We start from the raw sequence: 21,767 nt of genomic DNA, 5'->3' as shown, positions 1-21,767 counted from the left end.
TGCGGCTCGCGCGGGAAGGGAGCAAGGGACCTTTGCTATCGCCCGAGGCTCTGACCTGCGCGAACGACCAGGCCGACCAGCTGGTTCGCCAGCCCTTCGGTCAGCCCGGCGACGAACATCTCGGGGCCTGCGGGCGCTCCCCGTTCGGCCAGGACCGTCGCCACGGCCTCGCCCGGGTTCGCGTAGGGCCACAGTCCCGCGACAAGGATGAAGACGGCCTTCGCGAAGTGCCCGGCCGCTTCGGCGCCCAACGGGACCTGGGTCCGGACGACGTCGGCGAGCCGCTCGGTCCGTTCGCCCGCCCGGCTCTTGAACGTCCGGGCGGTCTCGACGGAGATGTTGCGCTCGAGCACGGCCGCCATGGTGCTGATCAGCTCGCACAACAGCCGCTGCCGTGAGATCGACGTCGCGATGACAGTCGCGACACGCACTTCGCGCTCGTAACCAGGCTTCGCGTCACTAGAGGTGCCTAGTTCGGTTTCGAGCTCGTCGAGCCACGCGACCCAGATCGAGTCGAGGACTTCCAGGAAGATCGCCTCGCGGCTGTCGAAATAACGCAGCACGTTCGACTTCGCCAAGCCCACGCGATCGCTCAGTTCGCGCAGGCTGATCTGCGACACGGGCCGCTCGGCCAGGAGTTCGCGCGCCGAACCGAGGATCGCCGTGCGCCGCGCCTCCACCTGTTCCGGCCGCCGTGCGCGCTGGAAGTCGGGGGACACGCGCCGCACGGTACCAGACCACCCGGCTGTTATTCGGCCTTCGCGACCCTCCGGGCCTGCACCCGCTTGTAGCTCCAGATCAGCAACGCGAACAGGATGAGCCCGGACAGGATCAGGCTCGAGCCGGTGCTCCAGCCCGCGAGCGGCAGACCGGGCACGAGTCCCCAGACGACCCCCGCGGCCAGCAGGCCCAGCCCGGCCAGCACGGAACCCGCGATGCGCAGCGGAGACGAAACGCTGTCCTCCGCCGCCTTCATCGCCCTGTCGCGGATGGGATCGACGTACTTCTCCACCGCGGGGAACTCCGAAGCCAGCACGAGCAGACCCGCGAGCACCAGCAGCAGACCCGGTCCGGGCAGGACGAGGAGCGCGATGCCGACCAGCAGGAGAATGACGCCCGCGATCAGGATCAGGACCTGCTTCACAGGTTTTCCGATGCCCATCGTGTTCTCCTCGCCGTCGTTCCTGAGACCGATTGTGCCGGGAACGCGCTGGTCCCGCCCGGCCGGAGGATGGAGGCGCGGTCTTGATCAACGAAACGATCCATCGACGATGAAGGAATCAGGACACTCAACGTCCCGATTCCTTCATCGTCGACTTCGGCAAACGCTGAATCGCCACCCTTGTGCCGGCGCGGGGTGGATCACCTCACCCAGGCGATAGCAAAGGTCCCTTGCTCACTCCCCCGCGTTCAACAGCTGGTCGAAGGGCACGAACCCGCTGCTCGCGGGCGCCACCGGCGACGACGAGAGCCGCGAAGCGAACTCCCGTCCGGCCCGCGAAGCCCGCGTGTCGAGATCACCCGGAGAAGCCCAGTCCGACGAAGCCGCGTACACCGCCGTCGCGACAGGCTCGGCGCGAAGGTAGGCGAAGAGCGGGCGTAGCGCGAAGTCGAGCACGAGCGAGTGCCGTTCGGTGCCTCCGGTGGCCCCGATCAGCACCGGCTTCCCGTCGAGCGCCTTCTGGTCCAGCACGTCGAAGAACGACTTGAACAGCCCGCTGTACGACGCGGTGAACACCGGTGTCACGGCGATCAGGCCGTCCGCGGAGGTCACCTTGTCGATGGCCGCGCGCAGGGCCGGGGAAGGAAACCCGGTCAGCATGTTCTTCGTGACGTCGAGGGCCAGGTCGCGGAGTTCGATCACCTCGATTTTCACGTCCGGCAGCGCGGAAGAAGTCGCGGAAGCCAGCTTGTCCGCGAGCAGCCGCGTCGAGGACGGCTGGCTCAACCCCGCGGTCACGACAGCGATCGTCGTCATACCGTCACCCCCGACAACAGCGAAGCGTGCGTAGGCGCCTCAGGCACGTGAGCGGGGCGAAGCGAGTCGAGTTCCTTGCGCAGCACCGGGATCACGTGCTCACCCAGCAGATCGAGCTGCTCCAGCACGGTCTTCAACGGCAGCCCGGCGTGGTCGAGCAGGAACAGCTGACGCTGGTAGTCGCCGAAGTGCTCGCGGAAGGTCAGCGTCTTGTCGATCACCTCTTGCGGGCTGCCGACGGTCAGCGGCGTCTGCTCGGTGAACTCCTCGAGCGACGGCCCGTGCCCGTACACCGGCGCGTTGTCGAAGTACGGCCTGAACTCCCGCACCGCGTCCTGCGACTTCGGCCGCAGGAACACCTGACCGCCGAGGCCGACGATCGCCTGGTCCGCCGTACCGTGCCCGTAGTGCTCGTACCGTTCGCGGTACAACCGGATCAGCGCCTGGAAATGCTCCTTCGGCCAGAAGATGTGGTTCGCGAAGAACCCGTCGCCGTAATAGGCGGCCTGCTCCGCGATCTCCGGGCTGCGGATCGAACCGTGCCAGACGAACGGCGGGACACCGTCGAGCGGCCGCGGGGTCGAGGTGAACTCCTGCAGCGGCGTCCGGAACTTGCCGGACCAGCTGACCACGTCCTCACGCCACAACCGGTGCAGCAGGTGGTAGTTCTCGACGGCGAGGGGGATCCCCTGCCGAATGTCCTGCCCGAACCACGGGTACACCGGGCCGGTGTTGCCGCGGCCCATCATCAGGTCGACGCGCCCGTCGGCGAGGTGCTGCAGCATCGCGAAGTCTTCGGCGATCTTCACCGGGTCGTTCGTGGTGATCAGCGTGGTCGAGGTGGAAAGGATGAGTTTCGACGTCCGCGCGGCGATGTAGCCGAGCATCGTCGTCGGCGAAGAGGGTACGAAGGGCGGGTTGTGGTGCTCGCCGGTCGCGAAGACGTCGAGGCCGACCTCTTCGGCCTTGAGCGCGATCCGCACCATCGCCTTGATCCGCTCGTACTCGCTGGGCGCCTCCCCGGTGGTCGGGTCGGTCGTCACATCGCCCACCGTGAAGATTCCGAACTGCATGACCTGCTCCCTATCCCGGGTTGTTGTTGCTTGAGCGTTCAACCTCACGCGCGCGAGAAGTATTCCAGACCATCGAAGCAGGCCGAAAGGGTGACTTGATCGGCCGGGAAAGTGGCCGCCCTCACACTCGAATCCATGTGGCTCACCTCCCTGCTTGTGACAACGTTGACATTCGCTCTCACACCGGCCACCACCACTCCCGAACCCACCGTCACCGCGACGATCTGCGCCCAGTACTGCGATCTCCGCGATCCCGCGCTGGCCGTCGGCGAGAGAAGACCCGGCACGGCGACGGTCTGGGGGCGCGGCATCACGCTGCATCTCTCCGACGGCGACGACATGGGCTGGGGCAGCATCGGCACCGGCGACCCCGGCGACGAGGTCTGGCTCGACCGCTCCTTCGACGGCGGCCGCACCTGGGCGGGCGACAGCCGGATCGGCGACACGAAGATCCCCGACGGCCAACGCGGCTGGCGGACCCTGATGTTCAACGCGGACGATCCCGCCACCCACCGTTTCGGCGCTCTGCGCGCCTGCGGGAAAGCGGGCAACCGGCCGGAAATCGCCTGCACGCCGTGGTTCCGCACCACGGTCGCCGCGAACGACCGCACCGAAGCCGCGGCCACCGCGCTCATGCAGTTCTACGACAACGGCACCGGGCTCTGGCAGACCACGGGCTGGTGGAATTCGGCGAACGCGCTCACCGCGATCCTCGACTACAGCACCCGCACCGGCTCACGGAACTACCGCTACGCGATCGCCAACACCTTCGACCGCAACCGAGGCAGCAACTTCACGAACGAGTACATCGACGACACCGGCTGGTGGGCGCTCGCCTGGATCCGCGCCTACGACCTGACCAAGGACCGCCGCTATCTCGACACCGCCGTCATCGCGGCGGACTACATGTACTCCTACCGCGACGGGACCTGCGGCGGCGGACTGTGGTGGTCGACGGCGAAGACGTACAAGAACGCCGTCACCAACGAGCTGTACGTCAAGGTCGCCGCGTCCCTGCACAACCGGCTCCCCGGCGAGACGGTCCAGCTCGCACGGGCACGCGAGGTCTGGGACTGGTTCCGCGCGAGCGGCATGATCAACGGGAGCGACCTGATCAACGACGGCCTGAACTCCTCCTGCGCCAACAACGGGCAGGCCGTCTGGAGTTACAACCAGGGCATCGTCCTCGGCGCGCTGCTCGAACTGAACCGCGCGACCGGCGACGCCGCCCTGCTCACCCGCGCCCGCCGGCTCGCGGACGCCTCCACCACGACGCCGCTGCTGCACACGAACGGAATCCTGCGCGACCCGTGCGAGTCCGGCGACTGCGGCGCCGACGGACCGTCGTTCAAGGGCGCGTACGCCCGCAACCTCGGCGAGCTGGACCGGGCGCTGGCGGGCAGGCCGTACCGCGCTTACCTGACGCGCCAAGCGAACTCGACGATCGCGCACAACCGCACGTCGCTCGACCAGCACGGCCTGCGCTGGGCGGGGCCGGTCGACAAGGTCGACGCCGCCCGTCAGCACAGCGCGCTGGAGGTCCTCACGGCAGCGCTCTGATCACCGGATCCGGGACGTGCAGCCAGGCGCGGACCTCGGTCTCCTTCTCGTGCACGAGCACCTGCCGGTAGCTCATCGTGTCGAGACCGGGGCCGCCCTGGTCCTGGACGTCCTCGTGGAACCGGTCCGACACGAGCACGACCATGGGCGAGCCGTCCGGCGCCTCGGACAGCGCGTCACGCAGCACCCGTGAATCGAGCAGCCGGGCCAGCAGCACCTTCGGCCGCCCCGTCACGCCGTATTCGTCGAGCGTGACCTCACCCGCGTGGATCGCGACCCGCACCCGGATCCGCAGCTCGGGCGCCGTGACCACGTTGTACCTGGCCAGTTCCGCCGCGAGCTGGGAAAGGAGCGGGTACACCAGCCTGAACTTCGGGAACTGCGGCGGGACGACCACGATCATCCCGTCCCCGGTGTCCCGCCTCAGGCAGGCCTGCCAGGCGATCCCGCTGCCCTCGAAGGCGTTCTCCAGCACGCCGAAGAGCATCCGCCGGACCTGGACGAAGATCTCGCTGCTGCGCCCGACCTGCCCGAACCCGGCGATGTCGATCGAGAACAGCCCGCAGTGCATGCCGGATTCCACCCACACCGTGGGCGGCGGGTAGAGGATCCTCTTCCGCAGCAGGGCGAGGTGCACACAGGACACGGTGACGAACAGGATCGTGCCGAAGAACCAGAGGAAGCCGAACGCGATCTCCGTGTTGTCCTCGTCGCCCGCCAGCGCGAGCGAGTAGAGCATCAGACACGACACCGCCGAGTAGGCGAGCACGTAGAGCCACAGGACGGCCCGCCGCAGCCGCCACGCGGCGTGCACGAACGCCAACGGCGCGAGCACGCCGAGCGACAGGACGACCGCCACGAAGTACCAAAGACTCACGACGCGCTGTACGGTCGACGCGCGCCTGGGACCGAGTCCGACGACCACTTCCTTCCCCCCGTCACCCTGTGACACCGGAAACGATATCGCCTCATCCGCGAGACGAGGAAATCGATTCGGCGGCCGTGACCCGGCCATCGGGACAGGGCTGTTCGCCACACCGAGGGCGCTGGAGAAGACTAACTGTCAGAGGGGACGGATATCCTCCAGTACGGTGTCGCGTTGAACGCCACCGTCACGAGCAAGTTCGCGAGCCACGACTCCAGGAGAAAGACCCAGTGACTGCTGAGACCCTGTACGGGGCCGACGACCTGACGCATCTCGAGGGTCTGGAAGCGGTCCGCAAGCGCCCCGGGATGTACATCGGCTCCACCGACAGCCGCGGCATCAACCACCTGTTCTCCGAGGTCGTGGACAACTCGACCGATGAAGGTGTGGCGGGTCACGCCGCGAAGATCGTGGTCACCCTGCACGCCGACGGCAGCGTCCAGGTCGACGACGACGGCCGCGGCATCCCCACCGGCACCCACGCCAAGTCCGGTTTGTCCGGTGTCGAGCTGGTGCTGACGAGGCTGCACGCCGGCGGCAAGTTCGGCGGCTCGGGCTACAAGACCTCCGGCGGCCTGCACGGCGTCGGCGCTTCGGCGGTGAACGCGCTGTCGCACCGCTTCGACGTCACCGTGAAGCAGGACGGCAAGGTCCACCAGATGTCGTTCGCGCACGGCGTCCCCGGCGTGTTCGACGGGCCGGGCCCGAAGGCGAAGTTCACCCGCAGGTCCGGGCTGAACATCACCGGGAAGATGAAGCGCGGCGAGCGCGGCGGAACGTCGATCCGGTACTGGTACGACTCGCGCTACTTCGAGACCGGCGCGGTGCTCGACGTCGAAGGCGTCCGCGCCAAGATGCGCAACACCGCCTTCCTGGTCCCCGGCGTCACGTACATCCTGCGCACCGCCGTCGACGACTCGATCAGCGAAGAGACCTTCCACTTCCCCAACGGCCTCGCCGACATGGTCGACTTCCTCGCCCCGGACAGCGAAAAGCCCGTCTGTGGCACGCTGATCATCAACGGCGAGGGCACGTACAAGGAGAACGCCGCCGACGCCAGCGGTGTCATGCAGTCCAATGTGGAGCGTCACGCGGAGATCGAGGTCGCGCTGCGCTGGGGCACCGGCTACGAGCGCACGGTGGAGTGCTTCACCAACACCATCCGCAACGTGCACGGCGGCACGCACCGGCGCGGCTTCGACCGCGCCGTGCTGAAGTCCTTGCAGGACGCCATCTCCAAAACCCGCGGGCTGCTCAAGCCCAAGGAGGACATGCCGACGGTCGAGGACGTCCTCGAAGGCATGACGGCGGTCGTCCACGTCCGGCTGCCGGAACCGCAGTTCACGTCGCAGACCAAGGACGAACTGTCCACCGCCGGGATCACCCGCGTCATCCAGGGCATCGTCGACAAGCACATCCGCGCCTGGACCGAAGAGCGCAAGACCAAGTCCGAGGCGAAGATCGTGCTGCAGAAGGTGGTCGACGCGGCACGCGTCCGGCTCACCCAGAAGCAGCAGAAGGACGCCGCCCGGCGCAAGACCGCGCTCGAGGGCGCGGCCATGCCGCCGAAGCTGGTCGACTGCCGCACCACCGGCGTCTCCCGCAGCGAACTGTTCCTCGTCGAGGGTGACAGCGCGCTCGGTTCGGCGCGGATGGCTCGCGTGTCGGAGTACCAGGCGCTGCTTCCCTTGCGCGGCAAGATCCTCAACGTCCAGAAGGCGTCGCTCGGCGACACCTTGAAGAACGCCGAGATCGCCTCGATCGTGCAGGTGCTCGGCGCGGGCAGCGGACGCACGTTCGACCTCACGACCATGCGCTATGGCCGGGTGATCCTGATGGCCGACGCGGACGTCGACGGTTCGCACATCCGGACGCTGCTGATCACGCTGTTCGCCAAGTACATGCGGCCGGTCATCGAGGACGGCAGGCTCTACGCCGCGATGCCGCCGCTGCACAAACTGGTCACCAAGGGCCGCAACCCGGAGACCCACTTCACCTTCACCCAGAAGGAGATGGAGACCAAGTTCGCCGCGCTGGAGCGCGCGGGCAAGCAGATCGTCACGCCGGTGCCGCGGTTCAAGGGCCTCGGCGAAATGGACGCCGACGAACTGTGGGACACCACGATGAACCCGGCCACCCGCTCGGTCCGCCGGATCACCCTCGACGACGTCGAAGCCGCGGAGAACGCGCTCGAACTGTTGATGGGCGAGAAGGTCGAGCCGCGCCGCAACTGGCTGGTCGAATCCTCCGACCGGGTCGACCGCGAAGCCATCGACGCCTGATTTCGTTGCTATTCAAGGAGCTTTGAGCAATGGCACGCCGTAAGGGCACCACCACCAAGGTCGACCCGTCAGCGTTCGACAAGCCCGGCGCGAACGTCTTCGACAACTCGCTGAAGACGGAGATCGAGGACTCGTACCTGGAGTACGCCTACTCCGTCATCCATTCGCGGGCCCTCCCGGACGCGCGGGACGGGCTGAAGCCGGTCCACCGCCGGATCATGTACTCGATGAACGAGAACGGCTACCGGCCGACGCACGCGTACGTGAAGTCTGCGCGGGTGACCGGCGACGTGATGGGTAAGTACCACCCGCACGGCGAAACGGCGATCTACGACGCGATGGTCCGGCTCGCACAGGACTTCTCGCTCAACGTCCCGCTGATCGACGGGCACGGCAACTTCGGCTCTCCCGACGACGGCCCCGCCGCCTCGCGATACACCGAGGCGCGGCTGTCTCCCGAGGCGATGCTGCTGGTCGGCGAGCTCGGCGAGGACACCGTCGACTTCCGGCCGAACTACGACGGTTCGCTCGAAGAGCCGTCGGTGCTGCCCGCGGCTTTCCCGAACCTGCTGGTCAACGGCACTTCCGGGATCGCGGTCGGGATGGCGACCAACATGATCCCGCACAACCTGACAGAGGTCATCGGGGCGGCGAGGTGGCTGATCAACCACCCGAACGCCACCCTCGACAAGCTGATGGAGTTCGTCCCAGGCCCCGACCTGCCGACCGGTGGTTCGCTGCTGGGCTTGGACGAGGTCCGCCGCGCGTACGAGACCGGCCGCGGCGTGGTGCGCATGCGCGCCAGCGCCGAAACGGGGCCGCTGGAGGGCAGCCGCGGCCGCCAGGCGATCACCGTCACCGAACTGCCGTACGGCGTCGGCCCGGAGAAGGTGATCGAGAAGATCACCGACGAGGTCAACAAGTCCAAGCGGCTCACCGGGATCGCCGACGTCAAGGACCTCACCGACCGCGAGAACGGCACGCGGCTGGTCGTCGAATGCAAGGTCGGCGTGAACCCGCAGGCGCTGCTGGCGGATCTGTACCGCCTGACCCCGCTGGAGCAGTCCTTCGGCATCAACAACCTGGTACTGGTGAACGGACAGCCGCAGACGCTGGGGCTCAAAGCGCTGCTGGAGGTCTTCCTCAGCCACCGCTACGAAGTCGTCACCCGCCGCACGCGCTATCGCCGCCGCAAGCGCGAAGAGCGCCTGCACCTGGTCGAGGGCCTGCTCGCCGCCCTGCTCAACATCGACAAGGTGATCAAGCTGATCCGCGAGAGCGAGAACGCCGCGGCCGCGAAGGACGGCCTGATGAAGCGGTTCAAGCTCTCGGAGATCCAGGCGACGTACATCCTGGACACCCCGCTGCGGCGGCTCACGAGGTACGACCGCATCGAACTCGAGGCCGAGCAGGACAAGCTGCGCGACGAGATCGCCGAACTGTCGAAGATCCTCGACGACGAGACAGTGCTGAAGAAGGTCGTCTCGGCCGAGCTGGCCAAGGTCGCCAAGGACTCCCCGGCCGAACGCCGCACCGCGCTGATCGACGGCGACCTCAAGGAGGTCCTCGCCGCGTCGAAGCCGTCCGGTCCACTGGAGGTCACCGACGACCCGTGCCAGGTGATCCTTTCCGCCACCGGCCTGGTGGCGCGGACCGCCGCGGAATCGGAGGAGGCGTCGGAGGTGCGGCGGCGCAACGGCCGCGTCAAACACGACTCGGTGTCCGCCGTCGTGCACTCGACCGCACGCGGTCAGGTGCTGCTGGTGACCAACCGCGGCCGCGCGTTCAAGACCGACGTGCTGCCGCTGCCGGTGCTGCCCGAGCAGGCGGGCACCGTCTCGCTGCGCGGTGGGATGGCCGCGAAGGAACTGGTACCGCTGGAAAAGGGTGAACACGTCATCGGGCTGGCACCGCTCGGCGAGCAGGCCGCCGGCTCCCCGGGTCTCGCGCTCGGCACGAAACTCGGCGTCGTGAAGGTGTGCGCGCCGGAATGGCCGGTCCGCTCGGACGAGTTCGACGTGATCAGTTTGAAGGACGGCGACGAGGTCGTCGGCGCCACTTGGCTCACCGACGGCAACGAGACTCTGGCGTTCCTGTCGTCCGAGGCGTCACTGCTGCGCTACGCCGCTTCCCTCGTGCGGCCGCAAGGCCTCAAGGGCGGCGGTATGGCCGGGATCAACCTGAACGGTGACGCCGAGGCCGTGTTCTTCGCCGCCGTCCGCACGGACGACGCCGAACACGGCGAGCCGATGGTCGTCACCGCGACAGGCGCGAGCGTGAAGGTGACGCCGTTCAACGAGTACCCGGCCAAGGGCCGCGCGACAGGCGGGGTCCGCGCTCAGCGGTTCCTCAAGGGCGAGACGCGGCTGGTCGTCGGCTGGATCGGCCCGCGCCCGGCCGGTGCCGCCCGCAACGGAGACCCCGTGGAACTGCCCGAAATCGACCCGCGCCGCGACGGCTCCGGCCACGCTCACCCGGGTCCCGAGGTCGTGGGCCACCTCATCGAACGCGACTGACCCCACCGGGCGACCGGGACCGGGTGGTGACGCGAAGGGAGCTTTCCTGCGTGCGATGCGGCGAAAGCCCCCTTCGCCCCGGCCTGGCACCCTGCCCTACAGGAAGCCCCTTTGCTCTCGCCAGGCGCGAGCAAGGGGGCTTTCCTTTGTCTCACGGCCATCTGCCGACGGATGGCGTAAGCCAGTAGGGCACTTTGAGTGCTCCTAAGGGCAGGCTAAGAGACTTCGCGCACTCGAGCCCCCTGGACCGAAAAGCGTTTTCAGTACCGATCCCCCGGCCTCGTCGCTGAAATCGTAGGGGTTCCCGCACGGGAACCCGGGAAGATCTTCCGAGCTCCGACATCCCGGTATTTCAAGGGTCCATTCGGGCGATTCCCATTTTCCCTATCAGCAGTTGACCTTGCGGCCGGGATACGGATACATTTCCGATCGGCCAGCTCGGCCCAGACACTTCACGCAAAGACGCGGACAGCAGAGCTGCGACTCTTGTTCTGAGGGGAATTCAGATGTCGGGGTTTGTCGACCTGCTCAACTCACCGAAAGACACAAGGCCGAACATGAAGTTCGAGCAGTCAGGAGAAAAATCGGACAGTCAGAACATTCTTGCCCGCGTTGCATTCGAAAAGAATGGGTTCGCCCCGGAATTGCACCACGGCGTGCCGACGGTGGGCGTACCGATGACCACGGAGACCGAACCGGGATTCCACGAGGTTTTCGCCGCTTCGGGCCCGGTCGTGGCTGGCAAGGAAGGCAACCTGGTCTACGCCGTGGACGGCCGCCATCTGTTCTGCTCCGTGCAGGTCAGCGAGCGCGACGTCTATCGCGACGCGGCCAGGATCGCCTACGACTCCGCCTTCGAACTCGCCACCCGCCTCGGCTATCCGAACATCCTGCGGATGTGGAACCTGGTCGGCGGCATCATCGACGAAAACGCGGACGGGATGGAGATCTACCGCGATTTCTGCGCCGGCCGGGCCGAGGCCTTCGCCCTGTGGGCGGGCAGGATCCTCCACATCCCGGCGGCCACCGGCATCGGCACCCGTGGCAACGGCGTGTACCTGTACTTCATCTCCGGACGCGCCGACGCCGAGGTGCACCACCTGGAGAACCCCCGCCAGACCCCGGCCTACCACTATCCGGACAGCTACGGCCCCAAAGCGCCGAGCTTCGCGCGAGCCACCTTCACCGACGGAATCCTGTACATTTCCGGGACCGCGAGCATCATCGGCGATGAAACCGTGCACAAGGGAGACATCTCGGGACAGGTCGATGTCACCTTGGAGAACATCGCGACACTGATCAGCACGGAAAATCTGGGGAAAGTTCGGCCGGAAGGCGGTTACACCCTCCAGGACCTGGACCTGATCAAGGTTTATGTGAGCCGTCCCGAAGATATCCCCTTCGTCCGCTCACGGTGCAAGGAAGTCTTTTCTCCCGATGCGCGGGTCGTCTATTTGAACGTCGACATCTGCCGTCCCGATCTCCTCGTCGAAATCGAGGCGATAGTCCAATGAACCTGGCCTTTCGCCTAGCTGAACTCGCCGACGAAAACGGCTGGTCGGGGCGGACCGCCTACCAGGCAGGCGACGTGGCGGTTTCTTACGCGGAGTTGTACGCCGGTTCGGCACGATGCGCCGGCGGACTGGCCGCACACGGGGTGAAGGCGGGAGACCGTGTCCTGCTGCTGCTTCCCGACAGTGTCGAACTCGTGCAGGCCGTCCTCGGCACGATTCGGCTCGGGGCCGTGGCGATCCCCGTCAACACCCTCATCCACGAGGCGGCCATCCGGCGCGCGGTCGAAACCGCGAGCCCGTTCCTGACCATCGCGGAACCGGGGACACCGGGCCTCGAGCAGGTCAGCCCGGTCACGCCGGAACAGCTCCTCGACCACGAGCCGGCGACAGAGTACGCCGCCGCTCGCGCGGATACGCCGGCGTTCGCCTTCTTCACCTCCGGCACGACGGGGACTCCCCGGCTTTGCTTCCACACCCACGGCGACCCGGAGGTCTACGACCAGGCCATCGGCTCGGTGGTGGACCTCACCCCGGAGGACGTCACCCTTTCCGTTTCGCGGATGTACTTCTCTTACGGATTCGGTAACTCCATCCTGTTGCCGCTGCTTCGCGGGGGCTCGACGGTGCTCAGCCGGGAGCGCCTCACCGAAGCCGAGGCCTTGAAGCTGATCACGCGGCATCAGGTCTCGGTGCTCTACGGACAGCCCAGCTTCTACGCGCGGCTGCTCCAGCACCCCTTCGCCGAGGCACTCCGCGGTCTGAAGCTGGCGCTCGTCGCCGGCGAACCGCTGCCGGACAGCGTCGAAACCACGCTCCGCGAAACGCTCGGGAACAGATTCCTCAACATCTTCGGCACCACGGAAATCGGGCATGCGTTGATCGCGAACACCCTGTCCTCGCAACGGGACGGCACCATCGGCCGGATCCTTCCGCCGTACCGCATGCGGGTCGTCGACCAGCAGCGCCGGGAGGTGGCGGCCGGGGTGGAGGGCAAGCTGGAGGTGCGTGGCCCGACGATCGCACCCGGGGTCGCTCGCGGCTCCGACACCCCACGGCGAACGCCGGACGACTGGTACGTGACCGGCGATGCCGCCACCGTCGACCCCGACGGTTTCGTCCGCTTGCACGGCCGGCTGGACGACATCGAGATCGTCGGCGGGCAGAACGTGCATCCCGCCGAGATCGAAGACCTCTTGGTGAGTCACCCCGCCGTTCGCGCGGCCGGTGTCTGTTCGGTACGCCGGGAGTCCTCCACGACTTCGCTCCGCGCCCACGTCGAACTGGACGAGGGTGCCGAGCCCGACCAGGTGATCGCCGAGATCGGCTCCCTGACGAAGAAAAACCTGAGCTGGTTCGAGATACCGGAGGACATCATCGTCGTCGAATCCCTTCCCCGCACGCCGGTCGGCAAGCTGGACCGCCGGGCGCTCCGGACGCTGGCGGCCGTCCGATGAGCACTCGAACCGAGACCGAGGCCGGCATCGACGTCAAGGCCGTCGCCGCGATCACTGTCACGCTGGTTCTGTGGGCGTCCGCCTTCGTCGGCATCCGCTTCGCCGGTGCGCACTTTGAGCCCGGATCACTCGCCTTGGGCAGGCTGCTGGTCGGCGCGCTCGCCTTGGGGGCGATCGCGGCGGTCAAGCGCATGCCGCTCCCGCCACGCAAGGCCTGGCCCGGCATAGCCGGTGCCGGGGTCTTCTGGTTCGGCCTGTACATGGTCGCGCTGAACTGGGGAGAGCACTACACCGACGCGGGGACGGCGTCGCTCCTGGTCGGCATCGGCCCGGTCTTCGCCGCGATCCTCGCCGGAATCGTCCTGAAGGAAGGGCTGCCCCGCCCCCTGGTGATCGGATTGGTCGTCGCTTTCACGGGCGCCGCGATCGTGGGGCTCTCCTCGCAGCACGGCTCCTCCAGTGTCCTCGGCGTCGTGCTGTGTTTGCTGGCGGCGGCGGGATACGCGGTGGGAGTGGTCTCTCAGAAACCGGCTTTGAGCCACGCCACCGCTTTGCAGGCCACGACCTTCGGCTGCGTTGTCGGCGCCGTCGCCTGCCTTCCCTTCAGCGGTCAGCTGATCGACGACGTGGCCACCGCACCGGCGTCGGCCACCTGGTCGGTGGTCTACCTCGGCTTGCTGCCCACCGCGCTCGCGTTCTACACCTGGGCATACGCGTTGTCCCGGACCCCCGCCGGAAAGCTCGGCGTGACCACCTACGTGGTCCCGGTGATCGTGATCGCGCTGTCCTGGCTCTTCCTCGACGAGGTTCCCACACTGCTCGCCATCCTTGGCGGGGCTCTTTGCCTTGCCGGCGTCGGCGTTTCCCGGACCAAGAAACGGAGAACGCAGTGACCACGATCCCCACCTACGAACTGTTGCCGAGTCCGGCGGAACTGGCCGCCGAACATCCCGTTCCCGACCGGCTCGCCGACGAAATCCGGGAACACCGCTCGGAGATCACCGACGTCCTCAACGGTCGTGACGGACGGATGCTGGCCGTCGTCGGCCCGTGTTCCGTCCACGACCCTGTCGCTGTCCTCGACTTCGCCGCCCGGCTGGCGAAGTCGGCCGAACCGATGAAGGACCACTTGCTCGTCGTGCTGCGGGCATACCTGGAGAAACCGCGAACCGCTGTGGGCTGGAAGGGTTTGCTCCACGATCCCTGGCTCGACGGCTCCGAAGACATCGCCGGCGGGCTGCGGACCGGCCGCCGGTTCTTGATCATGGCAGCGGAGAGCGGCCTGCCCTTGGCCGGGGAGTTCGTCGAGCCGATGCTCGCCCCCTACCTGAGCGATCTCCTCAGCTACGGTGCCATCGGGGCGCGGACGGTCGCCAGCCAGTCGCACCGGGAGCTCGCGTCCCAACTGCCGATGCCGATCGGGATCAAGAACGGTCTCGACGGTGACTTGAACGTCGCCACCGCCGCGATCCAGTGCGCCGGCACCGCGCAGCGGCACCCGGCCGTGAGCGAACACGGCGCTCTCGTCGTGCGAAGTTCGCCCGGCAACCCCTCGGCGCATTTGATCCTCCGCGGCACTACGGCCGGGGCCAACTACGACTCGGCGACCGTCGACGCGGCCATCGAGGGGCTACGCGCCAAAAAGTCCTTGGACCGGATCGTCGTGGACGCGTCGCACGGCAATTCCCGCAAGGACCACCGCCGCCAGCCCGGCGTCGTCGCCGACATCGCGAGCCGGATCGCCTGCGGTGAGCGGGGAATAGCGGGGATCATGCTGGAGTCGTTCCTCGAGGAGGGAAGACAGGACTACCCGGCGCCCTACGGGGTCAGCATCACCGACTCGTGCCTCGACCTGGGCAGCACCGTGTCGGTGCTGGAGTCGCTCGCCGACGCCGTGCGAATGGGTCGTTCGGTCGTCCTCGGATGACGTGACGCGAAGGGGCTCCATGGGACGGCGTCCCTTGGAGCCCCTTCGTCTTCAGCGACCCAGCAGACCCTTCGCGATGTGTGTCACCTGGATCTCGTTGCTCCCCGCGTAGATCATCAGCGACTTCGCGTCCCGCGCCAGCTGCTCGACGCGGTACTCCGCCATGTATCCGTTGCCGCCGAACAACTGCACGGCCTCCATCGCGACCTCGGTGGCCGCCTCGGACGAATACAGCTTCATCGCCGATGCCTCGGCCAGCGTCGGCATCTTGCCCGCGCGCAGCGTCTCGATCAGCTGGAACACCATGTTCCGCACGTTGATCCGCGCGACCTCCATCTTCGCCAGCTTGAGCTGGACCAGCTGGAACCGCCCGATCTCCTGCCCCCACAGCTTCCGGTTCTTCGCGTAGTCCACGCAAAGCCGGTGGCACTCGTTGATGATCCCGAGTGCCAGCGCAGCGACACCGATCCGCTCCACGGCGAAGCCGGACTTGACCTCGGCCTTGCTGTCACCGTCACGGCCGGTCTCGGATTCGCCGAGCAGCCTGTCCCGCCCGAGCCGGGCGTCGCTGAAGAACAGCTCGCCGGTCGGTGAGGACATCATGCCCATCTTCTTGAACGGCTTGCCCTGCGTGAGCCCCGGCATGCCCTTGTCCAGCACGAACGTCAACACCTGGCGATCGCGGACGTCGGCGCCGTTGCCTTCGTCCAGCTTCGCGTAGACGATGATCGTGTCGGCGTACGGGCCGTTGGTGATGAACGTCTTCTGTCCATTGAGGACATACCCGTCGCCGTCGCGCCGCACCGACGTCTTCATGCCGCCGAAAGCGTCCGAGCCGGAGTCGGGTTCGGTGATCGCCCACGCGCCGACCTTCTCGAACGTCGCCAATCCCGGCAACCAGCGTTCCTTCTGCGCCTGCGTGCCCTTGGTCAGGATCGTCTGCGCGGTCAGCCCGATGCTCACGCCGAGCGAGGCGACGATGCCGAGGCTGACCCCGGCCAGCTCGCTCACCGCGATCAGCGCCATCGCCTCCTGCCCGCCGAAAGCGAGCCCGCCGCCGGATCCGGAGCCGCCCTCCTTCGCCAACAGCTTCGTCACCGATTCCCGCGCGAGCGCGTCGATGCCGAAGGCGGCGAACATCTTCCGGATGATGTCGTACGGGGGCAGCGTCCCGCTTTCGAGCTCGTCGACGTGCGGCCGGATCTCCTTGTCGACGAACTCGCGGATCGCGTCCCGGATCAGCAGATCGGTCTCGGACCACTCGATCACGGCAGCCTCGCCGCGATGTCGTCGATCTCCCAGGCTTCCTCGGTTTCGATCACCTTGACGTCGTGCCAGCCCGCGAGTTCCGAGATCGCGCCGCCCTGCACCGCGAACACCTTGCCGGTGATCGGGCACTTCTCGGTCGCGAGGTAGGCCACCAGCGGCGAGATGTTGGCCGGGGAGAACGCGTCGAACTCCCCTTCTTCGACCTCCTGCGCGAAGATCGCGCCCATCCCCGGCGTCGCCAAGGTGAGCCGGGTGCGCGCGATCGGCGCGATCGCGTTGACGCGCACGCCGTAGCGTTCCAGTTCCTCGGCGGCGACCAGGGTCAGCGCGGCGATCCCCGCCTTCGCGGCGCCGTAGTTGGCCTGCCCCGCGTTCGGCAGCGTGACGCCGGACGCCGACGCGGTGTTGATCACCGACCCCGCCACCCGCTCACCCGCCTTGCTCGCCGTCTTCCAGTACGCGGACGCGTGCCGCAGCACCGCCGCGTGCCCCTTGAGGTGCACCGCGATCACGGAATCCCACTGGGATTCCTCGAGTCCGGCAAGGAACGCGTCCCGCAGGATGCCCGCGTTGTTCACCACGACGTCGAGCCTGCCGAACTCGTCCACCGCCTGCGCGACCAGCTCGGCGGCGCCCGCCCAATCCGCGACGTTGGCCGTGTTCGCCACGGCCTTCCCGCCCGCCGCGCGGATCTCGTCGGCGACCTCCTGTGCCGGGCCGACATCGGCGCCGCTTCCGTCGTTCGCCCCGCCGAGGTCGTTGACCACGACGCTCGCGCCTTCCCTCGCGAACAGCAGTGCGTGCTCGCGGCCGATCCCGCGACCGGCGCCGGTGATGACGGCGACCCGCCCGTCGAGTGCTCCCATGACTTTGGCTCCTACTCCGCGAATTCCGCGAGACCGTCTTTGATCACGACGGTTTCGCCGACGGTGGTTTCGAACGCGTGGCTCCCGGCGCCCGCGCGCCAGATCCGCGTCGTCAGGTCCTGGCCGGGCAGTACCGGTTTGGCGAACCGGACGGCGAACCGTTTCAGTCTGTCCACATCGGACCCGGCGACCTCGGTCAGCAGCGCCCAGGACGTGAACGCCATCGTGCACAGGCCGTGCGCGATGATCCCCGGCAGTCCCGAATCCTTCGCGACCTCTTCGTCGAGGTGGATCGGCATCGGGTCGCCCGCGGCGGGCGCGTACCGGTACGTCTGGTCGTCGTCGACGTGCTGCTTCACCTCCGCCACCGGCGCCTGTGAGCGCAGCGCTTCGTCGAACTTGTGCTCCGGCCCGAGTTCGCCCCGCGTCTCGCCGGTGTCGAACCCGCGGACGAACAACGTCACGTACTGCTCGTTGACGAGGTCTCCGTCCTCGGTCCGGCATTCGAGGTGGATGGTGCCGCGGGTGCCGTTCGGCAGGCCCTCGTAACCGGTCATCCGCGCTCGCGAAACGAGCTCGTCGCCGGGCCGGATCGGCCGGTGGAACCGGAATTCCTGTTCCCCGTGCACGATCCGGCCGAACAGCCCGACCGGTACGACCTCGAGCGCGGGTTCCATCAGCGACTCGAACACCGGCACGATCGCGAACACCGGGCTCGCGACGTCCCCGTCGAGATGCGCCGGGATCGGGTCGTTGGTGGCCTTCGCGTACTCGATCAGCCGCTCGCGGGTCACCTCGAACCGGGACTCGTCGGTCCACTTGCCGAGCCCGCCGGGATCGAACCGCTCGTCGGTCACGCGACCAGCGCCTTGAAGTTCTCGAGGGAGGCGTCGAGGTTCTTCTTGCCGTCCTTCTCGACGGCCTTGCCGAGCGCGCCGATGATCATCTGGCCCGCGAACTCCGCGTCGATGCTGGCGAGCGAGCCGTCTCCGGAGGCCTCCACCGACAGCTCGAACTTGACCTTCACCCCGGCCATCCCGGTCCCGGAGATCGCGAGCTTCGACGGCGCCTCGAACTCGTCGACGGTCCAGGTGATCGTGTTCGGCATCCCGAGCATCGTGACGACCTCGGAAGCCTGCGCGCCCTTCGAGAATTCGGCCGGGACCTCGCCCTTCCACTTGGTGTGGATGGTCAGCCACTTCTCGAAGTTGTTGGGGTTGGAGAACTCCGCCCAGACCTTGTCGGGTGCGGCGGGGAGTTCGACGGAGGCACTGATCTTGCCCATGGTTCTTCCTTTCGGTGAGATCAGCGCACGGCGCGCTGGTAGGCGGTGACGACGGCGGCGCCACCGAGTCCGATGTTGTGCTGCAACGCAGCTTCGACGCCGTCGACCTGGCGTTTGTCGGCGGTGCCGCGCAACTGCCAGGTCAGTTCGGCGCATTGCGCGAGGCCGGTGGCGCCGAGCGGATGCCCCTTGGAGATCAGCCCACCGGAAGGGTTGACGACCCATTTGCCGCCGTAGGTGGTGTCGCCGGAGTCGACGAGCTTCCCGGCTTCTCCTTCGGCGCAGAGTCCCAGCGCTTCGTAGAGCAGGAGTTCGTTGGCGGAGAAGCAATCGTGCAGCTCGATGACCTGGAAGTCCTCCGGTCCCAGCCCGGCCTGGTCGTAGACCTGGCGCGAGGCCTGGACGTTCATGTCGTGGCCGATGATGTTCTTCGCCGTCCCGTCGAAAGTGCTGGCGAAGTCGGTGGTCATCGCCTGCCCGACGATCTCGACGGCCTGGTCCGCGAGCCCATGCGAGTCCACAAAGGACTCGCTGACGAGGATCGCCGCGCCCGAACCGTCCGAGGTCGGCGAGCACTGGAGCTTCGTGAGCGGGTCGTAGATCATCCGCGAGTCCAGGATGTCCTGCAGCGAATAGCTTTCCTGGAACTGCGCGTACGGGTTGTTCACCGAGTGCCGGTGGTTCTTCTCGCCGATCTTGGCGAAGTGCTCGGCGGTCGTGCCGTAGGTCTTCATGTGCTCGCGGCCCGCCGCGCCGAACATCCACGGCGCGGGCGGGAAGAGCACCTCGGAGATCTCCGCGAGCGCCTGGAGGTGCCTGCCCATCGGCTGCTCGCGGTCGTCGTAGGTCGAGCCGAGCGAACCCGGCTGCATCTTCTCGAAACCGAGCGCGAGCACGCAGTCCGCGCGACCGCCCCGGATCGCCTCCGCCGCCAGGTACAACGCGGTCGACCCGGTCGAGCAGTTGTTGTTGACGTTGACCACCGGGATGCCGGTCATGCCCAGCTCGTAGACCGCGCGCTGCCCCGAGGTCGACTCGCCGTAGACGTAGCCGACGTAGGCCTGCCGCACCTCGTCGAACGAGATCCCGGCGTCGGCGAGCGCCTTGGTCCCGGACTCCTTGGCCATCTGTGGGTAGTCCCAGTCCTCACGGCGTCCGGGCTTCTCGAACTTCGTCATGCCCACGCCGACGACGTACACCTTGTTGGCCACCACGACGCTCCTTGTCGTTGCCGGGTCGCTGCTGAAACTGAAGATACAGACAGGTCTGTATTTATCAACCCCTTACATACAATCCTGCACGGATGTTACTTAGGGCACGTTGAGTGTCAGGTGACGCAGACGGGCGGCTCGTACCCCCGTTAAACAGGTCGAACACCACTGACTGGGGGTTTCGATGAAACGTACGAGCATGGTTCTGGCCGCGACCGTCGCCGCCGGACTGCTGTCGGCGGGGACGGCGTCGGCGACCGGATGGACGATGAGCTATCTGCCGTTGCCGTCCGGCGGTGGCGGCATCGCACGGGTGAACGCCACGAACGGCGCCGGGGGCTACGCGGGGACCTACGACGGGAGGCTGATCACCTGGGCGGGCGGGACCTTCGCGGACCACGGCATCCCGGCGGGCTACCTCTCGGTCGAAGCGGTGGACGAGAACGCGTCCGGTTCGGTCCTCGGCAACGCCGTCTACTACCCGGAGGGGAGCCGCTACCCGGCCAAGCACGCCTTCGCCTTCGAAAACGGCGGATTCCAGTTCTTGGGGAAGGTTCCGGGCTACTACAACACGCAAGCCCTCGGCACGAACGACCGCGGCGACGTCGTCGGCACGGTGTTCAACGACATCCGCTACGGCTCCACCGCCGCTTTCTGGCCGTCCGGCGACCACGCGCACCCGGTGCTGCTGGACGTCCCGCCGCGGCTCACCCCCGTCGACATCGACCAGGACGGCACCGTCCTGCTGAACGAGCAGGTCGGTGGCACCTGGCTCTGGAAGGACGGGACGCTGCGGCAACTCGTCCTCCCCGACGGCCTCCGGGAATCACGCGGGATCGCGATCCGGAACGGGAAGGTGCTGGCCTCGACCCAACTGGGCGACAGGCTCTGGACGGCGTTCGACACCTCCGAGGAGATCCCGGGCAACATGTACACGACGGCGCTCAACGGGTCCGGTCTGGTCACCGGCTGGATCTCGCCGAGGACTCCCACGGTGTGGTCCCCGGGCGGCCCGGTGACGACGCTCCCCTCCCCTGGCAACGCGAACGGCACCATCGTGGGCGACAACGGCGAGATCGCCGGAACGCTCGAGGGCAACGGCGGCGGCAACACCCCGGTGGTGTGGCGCCGTGGCTAAAGTCGGGATATGGATCCAGAGGAGCTTCGGCAGCGGTTCTCCCTGCTGACCACCGCGCATCTGACCGACGGGTGCGTCCGCGCCGGCGTCCCGGTCCGGTGCGCGCCCGCCGGAACGCACGCGGTCTTCCCCGGCGCCAGGCTGGCCGGGCGGGTCACCCCCGCCCGGCACGTCGGCAGCGTCGACGTCTTCCTGGAGGCGTACGAAACCGCGAACCCCGGCGACATCCTCGTCGTCGACAACCGCGGCAGGCTCGACGAAAGCTGCGTCGGCGACCTAGCCGTCCTCGAAGCCGAAGCGGCCGGGCTGGCCGGCGTCGTCATCTGGGGGCTGCACCGCGACACGGCCGACATCAAGAAGATCGGCCTGCCGGTCTTCAGCCTCGGCTCGATCCCGACCGGCCCGCTCTCGGTCTCCGAACGCCCGGACGGCGCGCTGGACTCGGCCGTCGTCGGCGAGTGGACGGTGACGCGCGACGATCTCGTGTTCGGCGACGAGGACGGGGTCCTGTTCGTCCCGGCCGACCGCGCCGACGAGGTCCTGGATCGCGCCGAGGCCATCCGCGACACCGAACGGCGTCAGGCCGAGCGGATCCGCTCCGGAGAGTCCCTTCGCGAGCAGGTGCGCTTCGCCGACTTCCTCGCTGAGCGCGCGAAGACGCCTTCGCTGACGTTCCGCGAACACCTGCGGTCGGTCGGCGGTGCCATCGAGGAGTAGCAAGGGACCTTTGCTATCGCCTGCCGCGCGTGAGACACCCGGGGCGAGGTGG

General features: G+C 67.5%; 19 protein-coding genes. 9 read left to right on the top strand and 10 right to left on the bottom strand.

What is annotated here, in order from left to right; genetic code table 11:
* Positions 1 to 35: 35 nt before the first annotated feature.
* From HDA45_RS27595 to HDA45_RS27580, 4 genes are all read right to left on the bottom strand, one after another.
* On the bottom strand, positions 36 to 728 hold the full coding sequence (locus HDA45_RS27595; RefSeq protein WP_343072163.1) for a TetR/AcrR family transcriptional regulator: 693 nt from the start codon (positions 726 to 728) through the stop codon (positions 36 to 38).
* A 20-nt stretch (positions 729 to 748) separates the two neighbouring features.
* On the bottom strand, positions 749 to 1,162 hold the full coding sequence (locus tag HDA45_RS27590; protein WP_184900094.1) for a PGPGW domain-containing protein: 414 nt from the start codon (positions 1,160 to 1,162) through the stop codon (positions 749 to 751).
* Between the two features lie 234 nt (positions 1,163 to 1,396).
* On the bottom strand, positions 1,397 to 1,978 hold the full coding sequence (locus HDA45_RS27585) for an FMN reductase (RefSeq protein WP_184900092.1): 582 nt from the start codon (positions 1,976 to 1,978) through the stop codon (positions 1,397 to 1,399).
* A complete protein-coding gene (locus HDA45_RS27580; RefSeq protein ID WP_184900090.1) occupies positions 1,975 to 3,051 on the bottom strand; it encodes an LLM class flavin-dependent oxidoreductase in 1,077 nt (358 codons plus the stop codon). Before HDA45_RS27580 ends, HDA45_RS27585 begins: the two co-directional genes overlap by 4 nt.
* Positions 3,052 to 3,186: 135 nt before the next feature.
* On the opposite strand from HDA45_RS27580, the gene HDA45_RS27575 reads away from it, so the two are divergent.
* Positions 3,187 to 4,611 (top strand): glycoside hydrolase family 76 protein, encoded by a 1,425-nt coding sequence (locus HDA45_RS27575; RefSeq protein ID WP_184900088.1) that lies wholly within the window; start codon positions 3,187 to 3,189, stop codon positions 4,609 to 4,611.
* Here the strand turns inward: HDA45_RS27575 and HDA45_RS27570 are convergent.
* The gene (locus HDA45_RS27570) at positions 4,595 to 5,488 is read right to left on the bottom strand and encodes a hypothetical protein (protein WP_343072162.1); all 894 of its coding nucleotides are present in this window, start codon (positions 5,486 to 5,488) and stop codon (positions 4,595 to 4,597) included. The two genes, HDA45_RS27575 and HDA45_RS27570, sit on opposite strands and share 17 nt — an antisense overlap.
* A 278-nt stretch (positions 5,489 to 5,766) precedes the next feature.
* Between HDA45_RS27570 and HDA45_RS27565 the strand changes: the two genes are divergently transcribed.
* The 6 genes from HDA45_RS27565 (at position 5,767) to HDA45_RS27540 (ending at position 15,229) form a co-directional block, all read left to right on the top strand.
* Positions 5,767 to 7,818, top strand: a complete 2,052-nt coding sequence (locus HDA45_RS27565; protein ID WP_184900084.1) for a toprim domain-containing protein — start codon at positions 5,767 to 5,769, stop codon at positions 7,816 to 7,818.
* A gap of 29 nt (positions 7,819 to 7,847) precedes the next feature.
* Positions 7,848 to 10,334 carry a DNA gyrase/topoisomerase IV subunit A gene (locus HDA45_RS27560; protein ID WP_184900082.1) on the top strand — a complete coding sequence of 829 codons (2,487 nt, stop codon included), beginning with the start codon at positions 7,848 to 7,850 and terminating at the stop codon, positions 10,332 to 10,334.
* Positions 10,335 to 10,891: 557 nt separating this feature from the next.
* On the top strand, positions 10,892 to 11,848 hold the full coding sequence (locus HDA45_RS27555; protein WP_246480805.1) for an FkbO/Hyg5 family chorismatase: 957 nt from the start codon (positions 10,892 to 10,894) through the stop codon (positions 11,846 to 11,848).
* Entirely contained in the window at positions 11,845 to 13,302 is a 1,458-nt protein-coding gene (locus HDA45_RS27550) for a class I adenylate-forming enzyme family protein (protein ID WP_184900078.1), read from the top strand. The genes HDA45_RS27555 and HDA45_RS27550 overlap by 4 nt, the downstream gene beginning before the upstream one ends.
* The gene (locus tag HDA45_RS27545) at positions 13,299 to 14,195 is read left to right on the top strand and encodes a DMT family transporter (protein WP_184900076.1); all 897 of its coding nucleotides are present in this window, start codon (positions 13,299 to 13,301) and stop codon (positions 14,193 to 14,195) included. The genes HDA45_RS27550 and HDA45_RS27545 overlap by 4 nt, the downstream gene beginning before the upstream one ends.
* Complete coding sequence (locus tag HDA45_RS27540; protein ID WP_184900074.1) at positions 14,192 to 15,229, top strand: 3-deoxy-7-phosphoheptulonate synthase; 1,038 nt, start codon at positions 14,192 to 14,194, stop codon at positions 15,227 to 15,229. The genes HDA45_RS27545 and HDA45_RS27540 overlap by 4 nt, the downstream gene beginning before the upstream one ends.
* A gap of 51 nt (positions 15,230 to 15,280) precedes the next feature.
* On the opposite strand, the gene HDA45_RS27535 is transcribed toward HDA45_RS27540, so the two are convergent.
* From HDA45_RS27535 to HDA45_RS27515, 5 genes are read right to left on the bottom strand one after another with little or no spacing between them, the layout of a single operon-like run.
* Entirely contained in the window at positions 15,281 to 16,498 is a 1,218-nt protein-coding gene (locus tag HDA45_RS27535) for an acyl-CoA dehydrogenase family protein (RefSeq protein WP_184900072.1), read from the bottom strand.
* Entirely contained in the window at positions 16,495 to 17,364 is an 870-nt protein-coding gene (locus tag HDA45_RS27530; protein WP_184900070.1) for an SDR family oxidoreductase, read from the bottom strand. Before HDA45_RS27530 ends, HDA45_RS27535 begins: the two co-directional genes overlap by 4 nt.
* Positions 17,365 to 17,375: 11 nt before the next feature.
* Positions 17,376 to 18,221, bottom strand: coding sequence for a MaoC/PaaZ C-terminal domain-containing protein (locus tag HDA45_RS43075; RefSeq protein WP_184900068.1), 846 nt, complete (start codon positions 18,219 to 18,221; stop codon positions 17,376 to 17,378).
* Positions 18,218 to 18,649, bottom strand: coding sequence for a type II toxin-antitoxin system Rv0910 family toxin (locus HDA45_RS27520; protein WP_101612668.1), 432 nt, complete (start codon positions 18,647 to 18,649; stop codon positions 18,218 to 18,220). The genes HDA45_RS43075 and HDA45_RS27520 overlap by 4 nt, the downstream gene beginning before the upstream one ends.
* Before the next feature lie 20 nt (positions 18,650 to 18,669).
* Positions 18,670 to 19,863: a lipid-transfer protein gene (locus HDA45_RS27515; protein ID WP_343072161.1), complete on the bottom strand. Its 1,194-nt coding sequence runs from the start codon at positions 19,861 to 19,863 to the stop codon at positions 18,670 to 18,672.
* A gap of 181 nt (positions 19,864 to 20,044) precedes the next feature.
* On the opposite strand from HDA45_RS27515, the gene HDA45_RS27510 reads away from it, so the two are divergent.
* A complete protein-coding gene (locus tag HDA45_RS27510; protein ID WP_246480804.1) occupies positions 20,045 to 20,998 on the top strand; it encodes a hypothetical protein in 954 nt (317 codons plus the stop codon).
* A 9-nt stretch (positions 20,999 to 21,007) separates the two neighbouring features.
* The gene (locus tag HDA45_RS27505; protein ID WP_184900064.1) at positions 21,008 to 21,715 is read left to right on the top strand and encodes an RraA family protein; all 708 of its coding nucleotides are present in this window, start codon (positions 21,008 to 21,010) and stop codon (positions 21,713 to 21,715) included.
* Positions 21,716 to 21,767: the final 52 nt, after the last annotated feature.

Source organism: Amycolatopsis umgeniensis, assembly GCF_014205155.1.
In the GTDB taxonomy this organism is placed as follows: domain Bacteria; phylum Actinomycetota; class Actinomycetes; order Mycobacteriales; family Pseudonocardiaceae; genus Amycolatopsis; species Amycolatopsis umgeniensis.
This window is presented reverse-complemented; position numbering and strand designations above follow the sequence as displayed.

What these genes read in the sequence shown, in the direction of transcription:
- HDA45_RS27580 (WP_184900090.1), bottom strand. Translation starts at nt 3,051, where the DNA reads ATGCAGTTCGGAATCTTCACGGTGGGCGATGTGACGACCGACCCGACC.
- HDA45_RS27510 (WP_246480804.1), top strand. Translation starts at nt 20,045, where the DNA reads ATGAAACGTACGAGCATGGTTCTGGCCGCGACCGTCGCCGCCGGACTG.
- HDA45_RS27585 (WP_184900092.1), bottom strand. Translation starts at nt 1,978, where the DNA reads ATGACGACGATCGCTGTCGTGACCGCGGGGTTGAGCCAGCCGTCCTCG.
- HDA45_RS27530 (WP_184900070.1), bottom strand. Translation starts at nt 17,364, where the DNA reads ATGGGAGCACTCGACGGGCGGGTCGCCGTCATCACCGGCGCCGGTCGC.
- HDA45_RS27575 (WP_184900088.1), top strand. Translation starts at nt 3,187, where the DNA reads ATGTGGCTCACCTCCCTGCTTGTGACAACGTTGACATTCGCTCTCACA.
- HDA45_RS27590 (WP_184900094.1), bottom strand. Translation starts at nt 1,162, where the DNA reads ATGGGCATCGGAAAACCTGTGAAGCAGGTCCTGATCCTGATCGCGGGC.
- HDA45_RS27505 (WP_184900064.1), top strand. Translation starts at nt 21,008, where the DNA reads ATGGATCCAGAGGAGCTTCGGCAGCGGTTCTCCCTGCTGACCACCGCG.
- HDA45_RS27550 (WP_184900078.1), top strand. Translation starts at nt 11,845, where the DNA reads ATGAACCTGGCCTTTCGCCTAGCTGAACTCGCCGACGAAAACGGCTGG.
- HDA45_RS27560 (WP_184900082.1), top strand. Translation starts at nt 7,848, where the DNA reads ATGGCACGCCGTAAGGGCACCACCACCAAGGTCGACCCGTCAGCGTTC.
- HDA45_RS27545 (WP_184900076.1), top strand. Translation starts at nt 13,299, where the DNA reads ATGAGCACTCGAACCGAGACCGAGGCCGGCATCGACGTCAAGGCCGTC.
- HDA45_RS27555 (WP_246480805.1), top strand. Translation starts at nt 10,892, where the DNA reads ATGAAGTTCGAGCAGTCAGGAGAAAAATCGGACAGTCAGAACATTCTT.
- HDA45_RS27520 (WP_101612668.1), bottom strand. Translation starts at nt 18,649, where the DNA reads ATGGGCAAGATCAGTGCCTCCGTCGAACTCCCCGCCGCACCCGACAAG.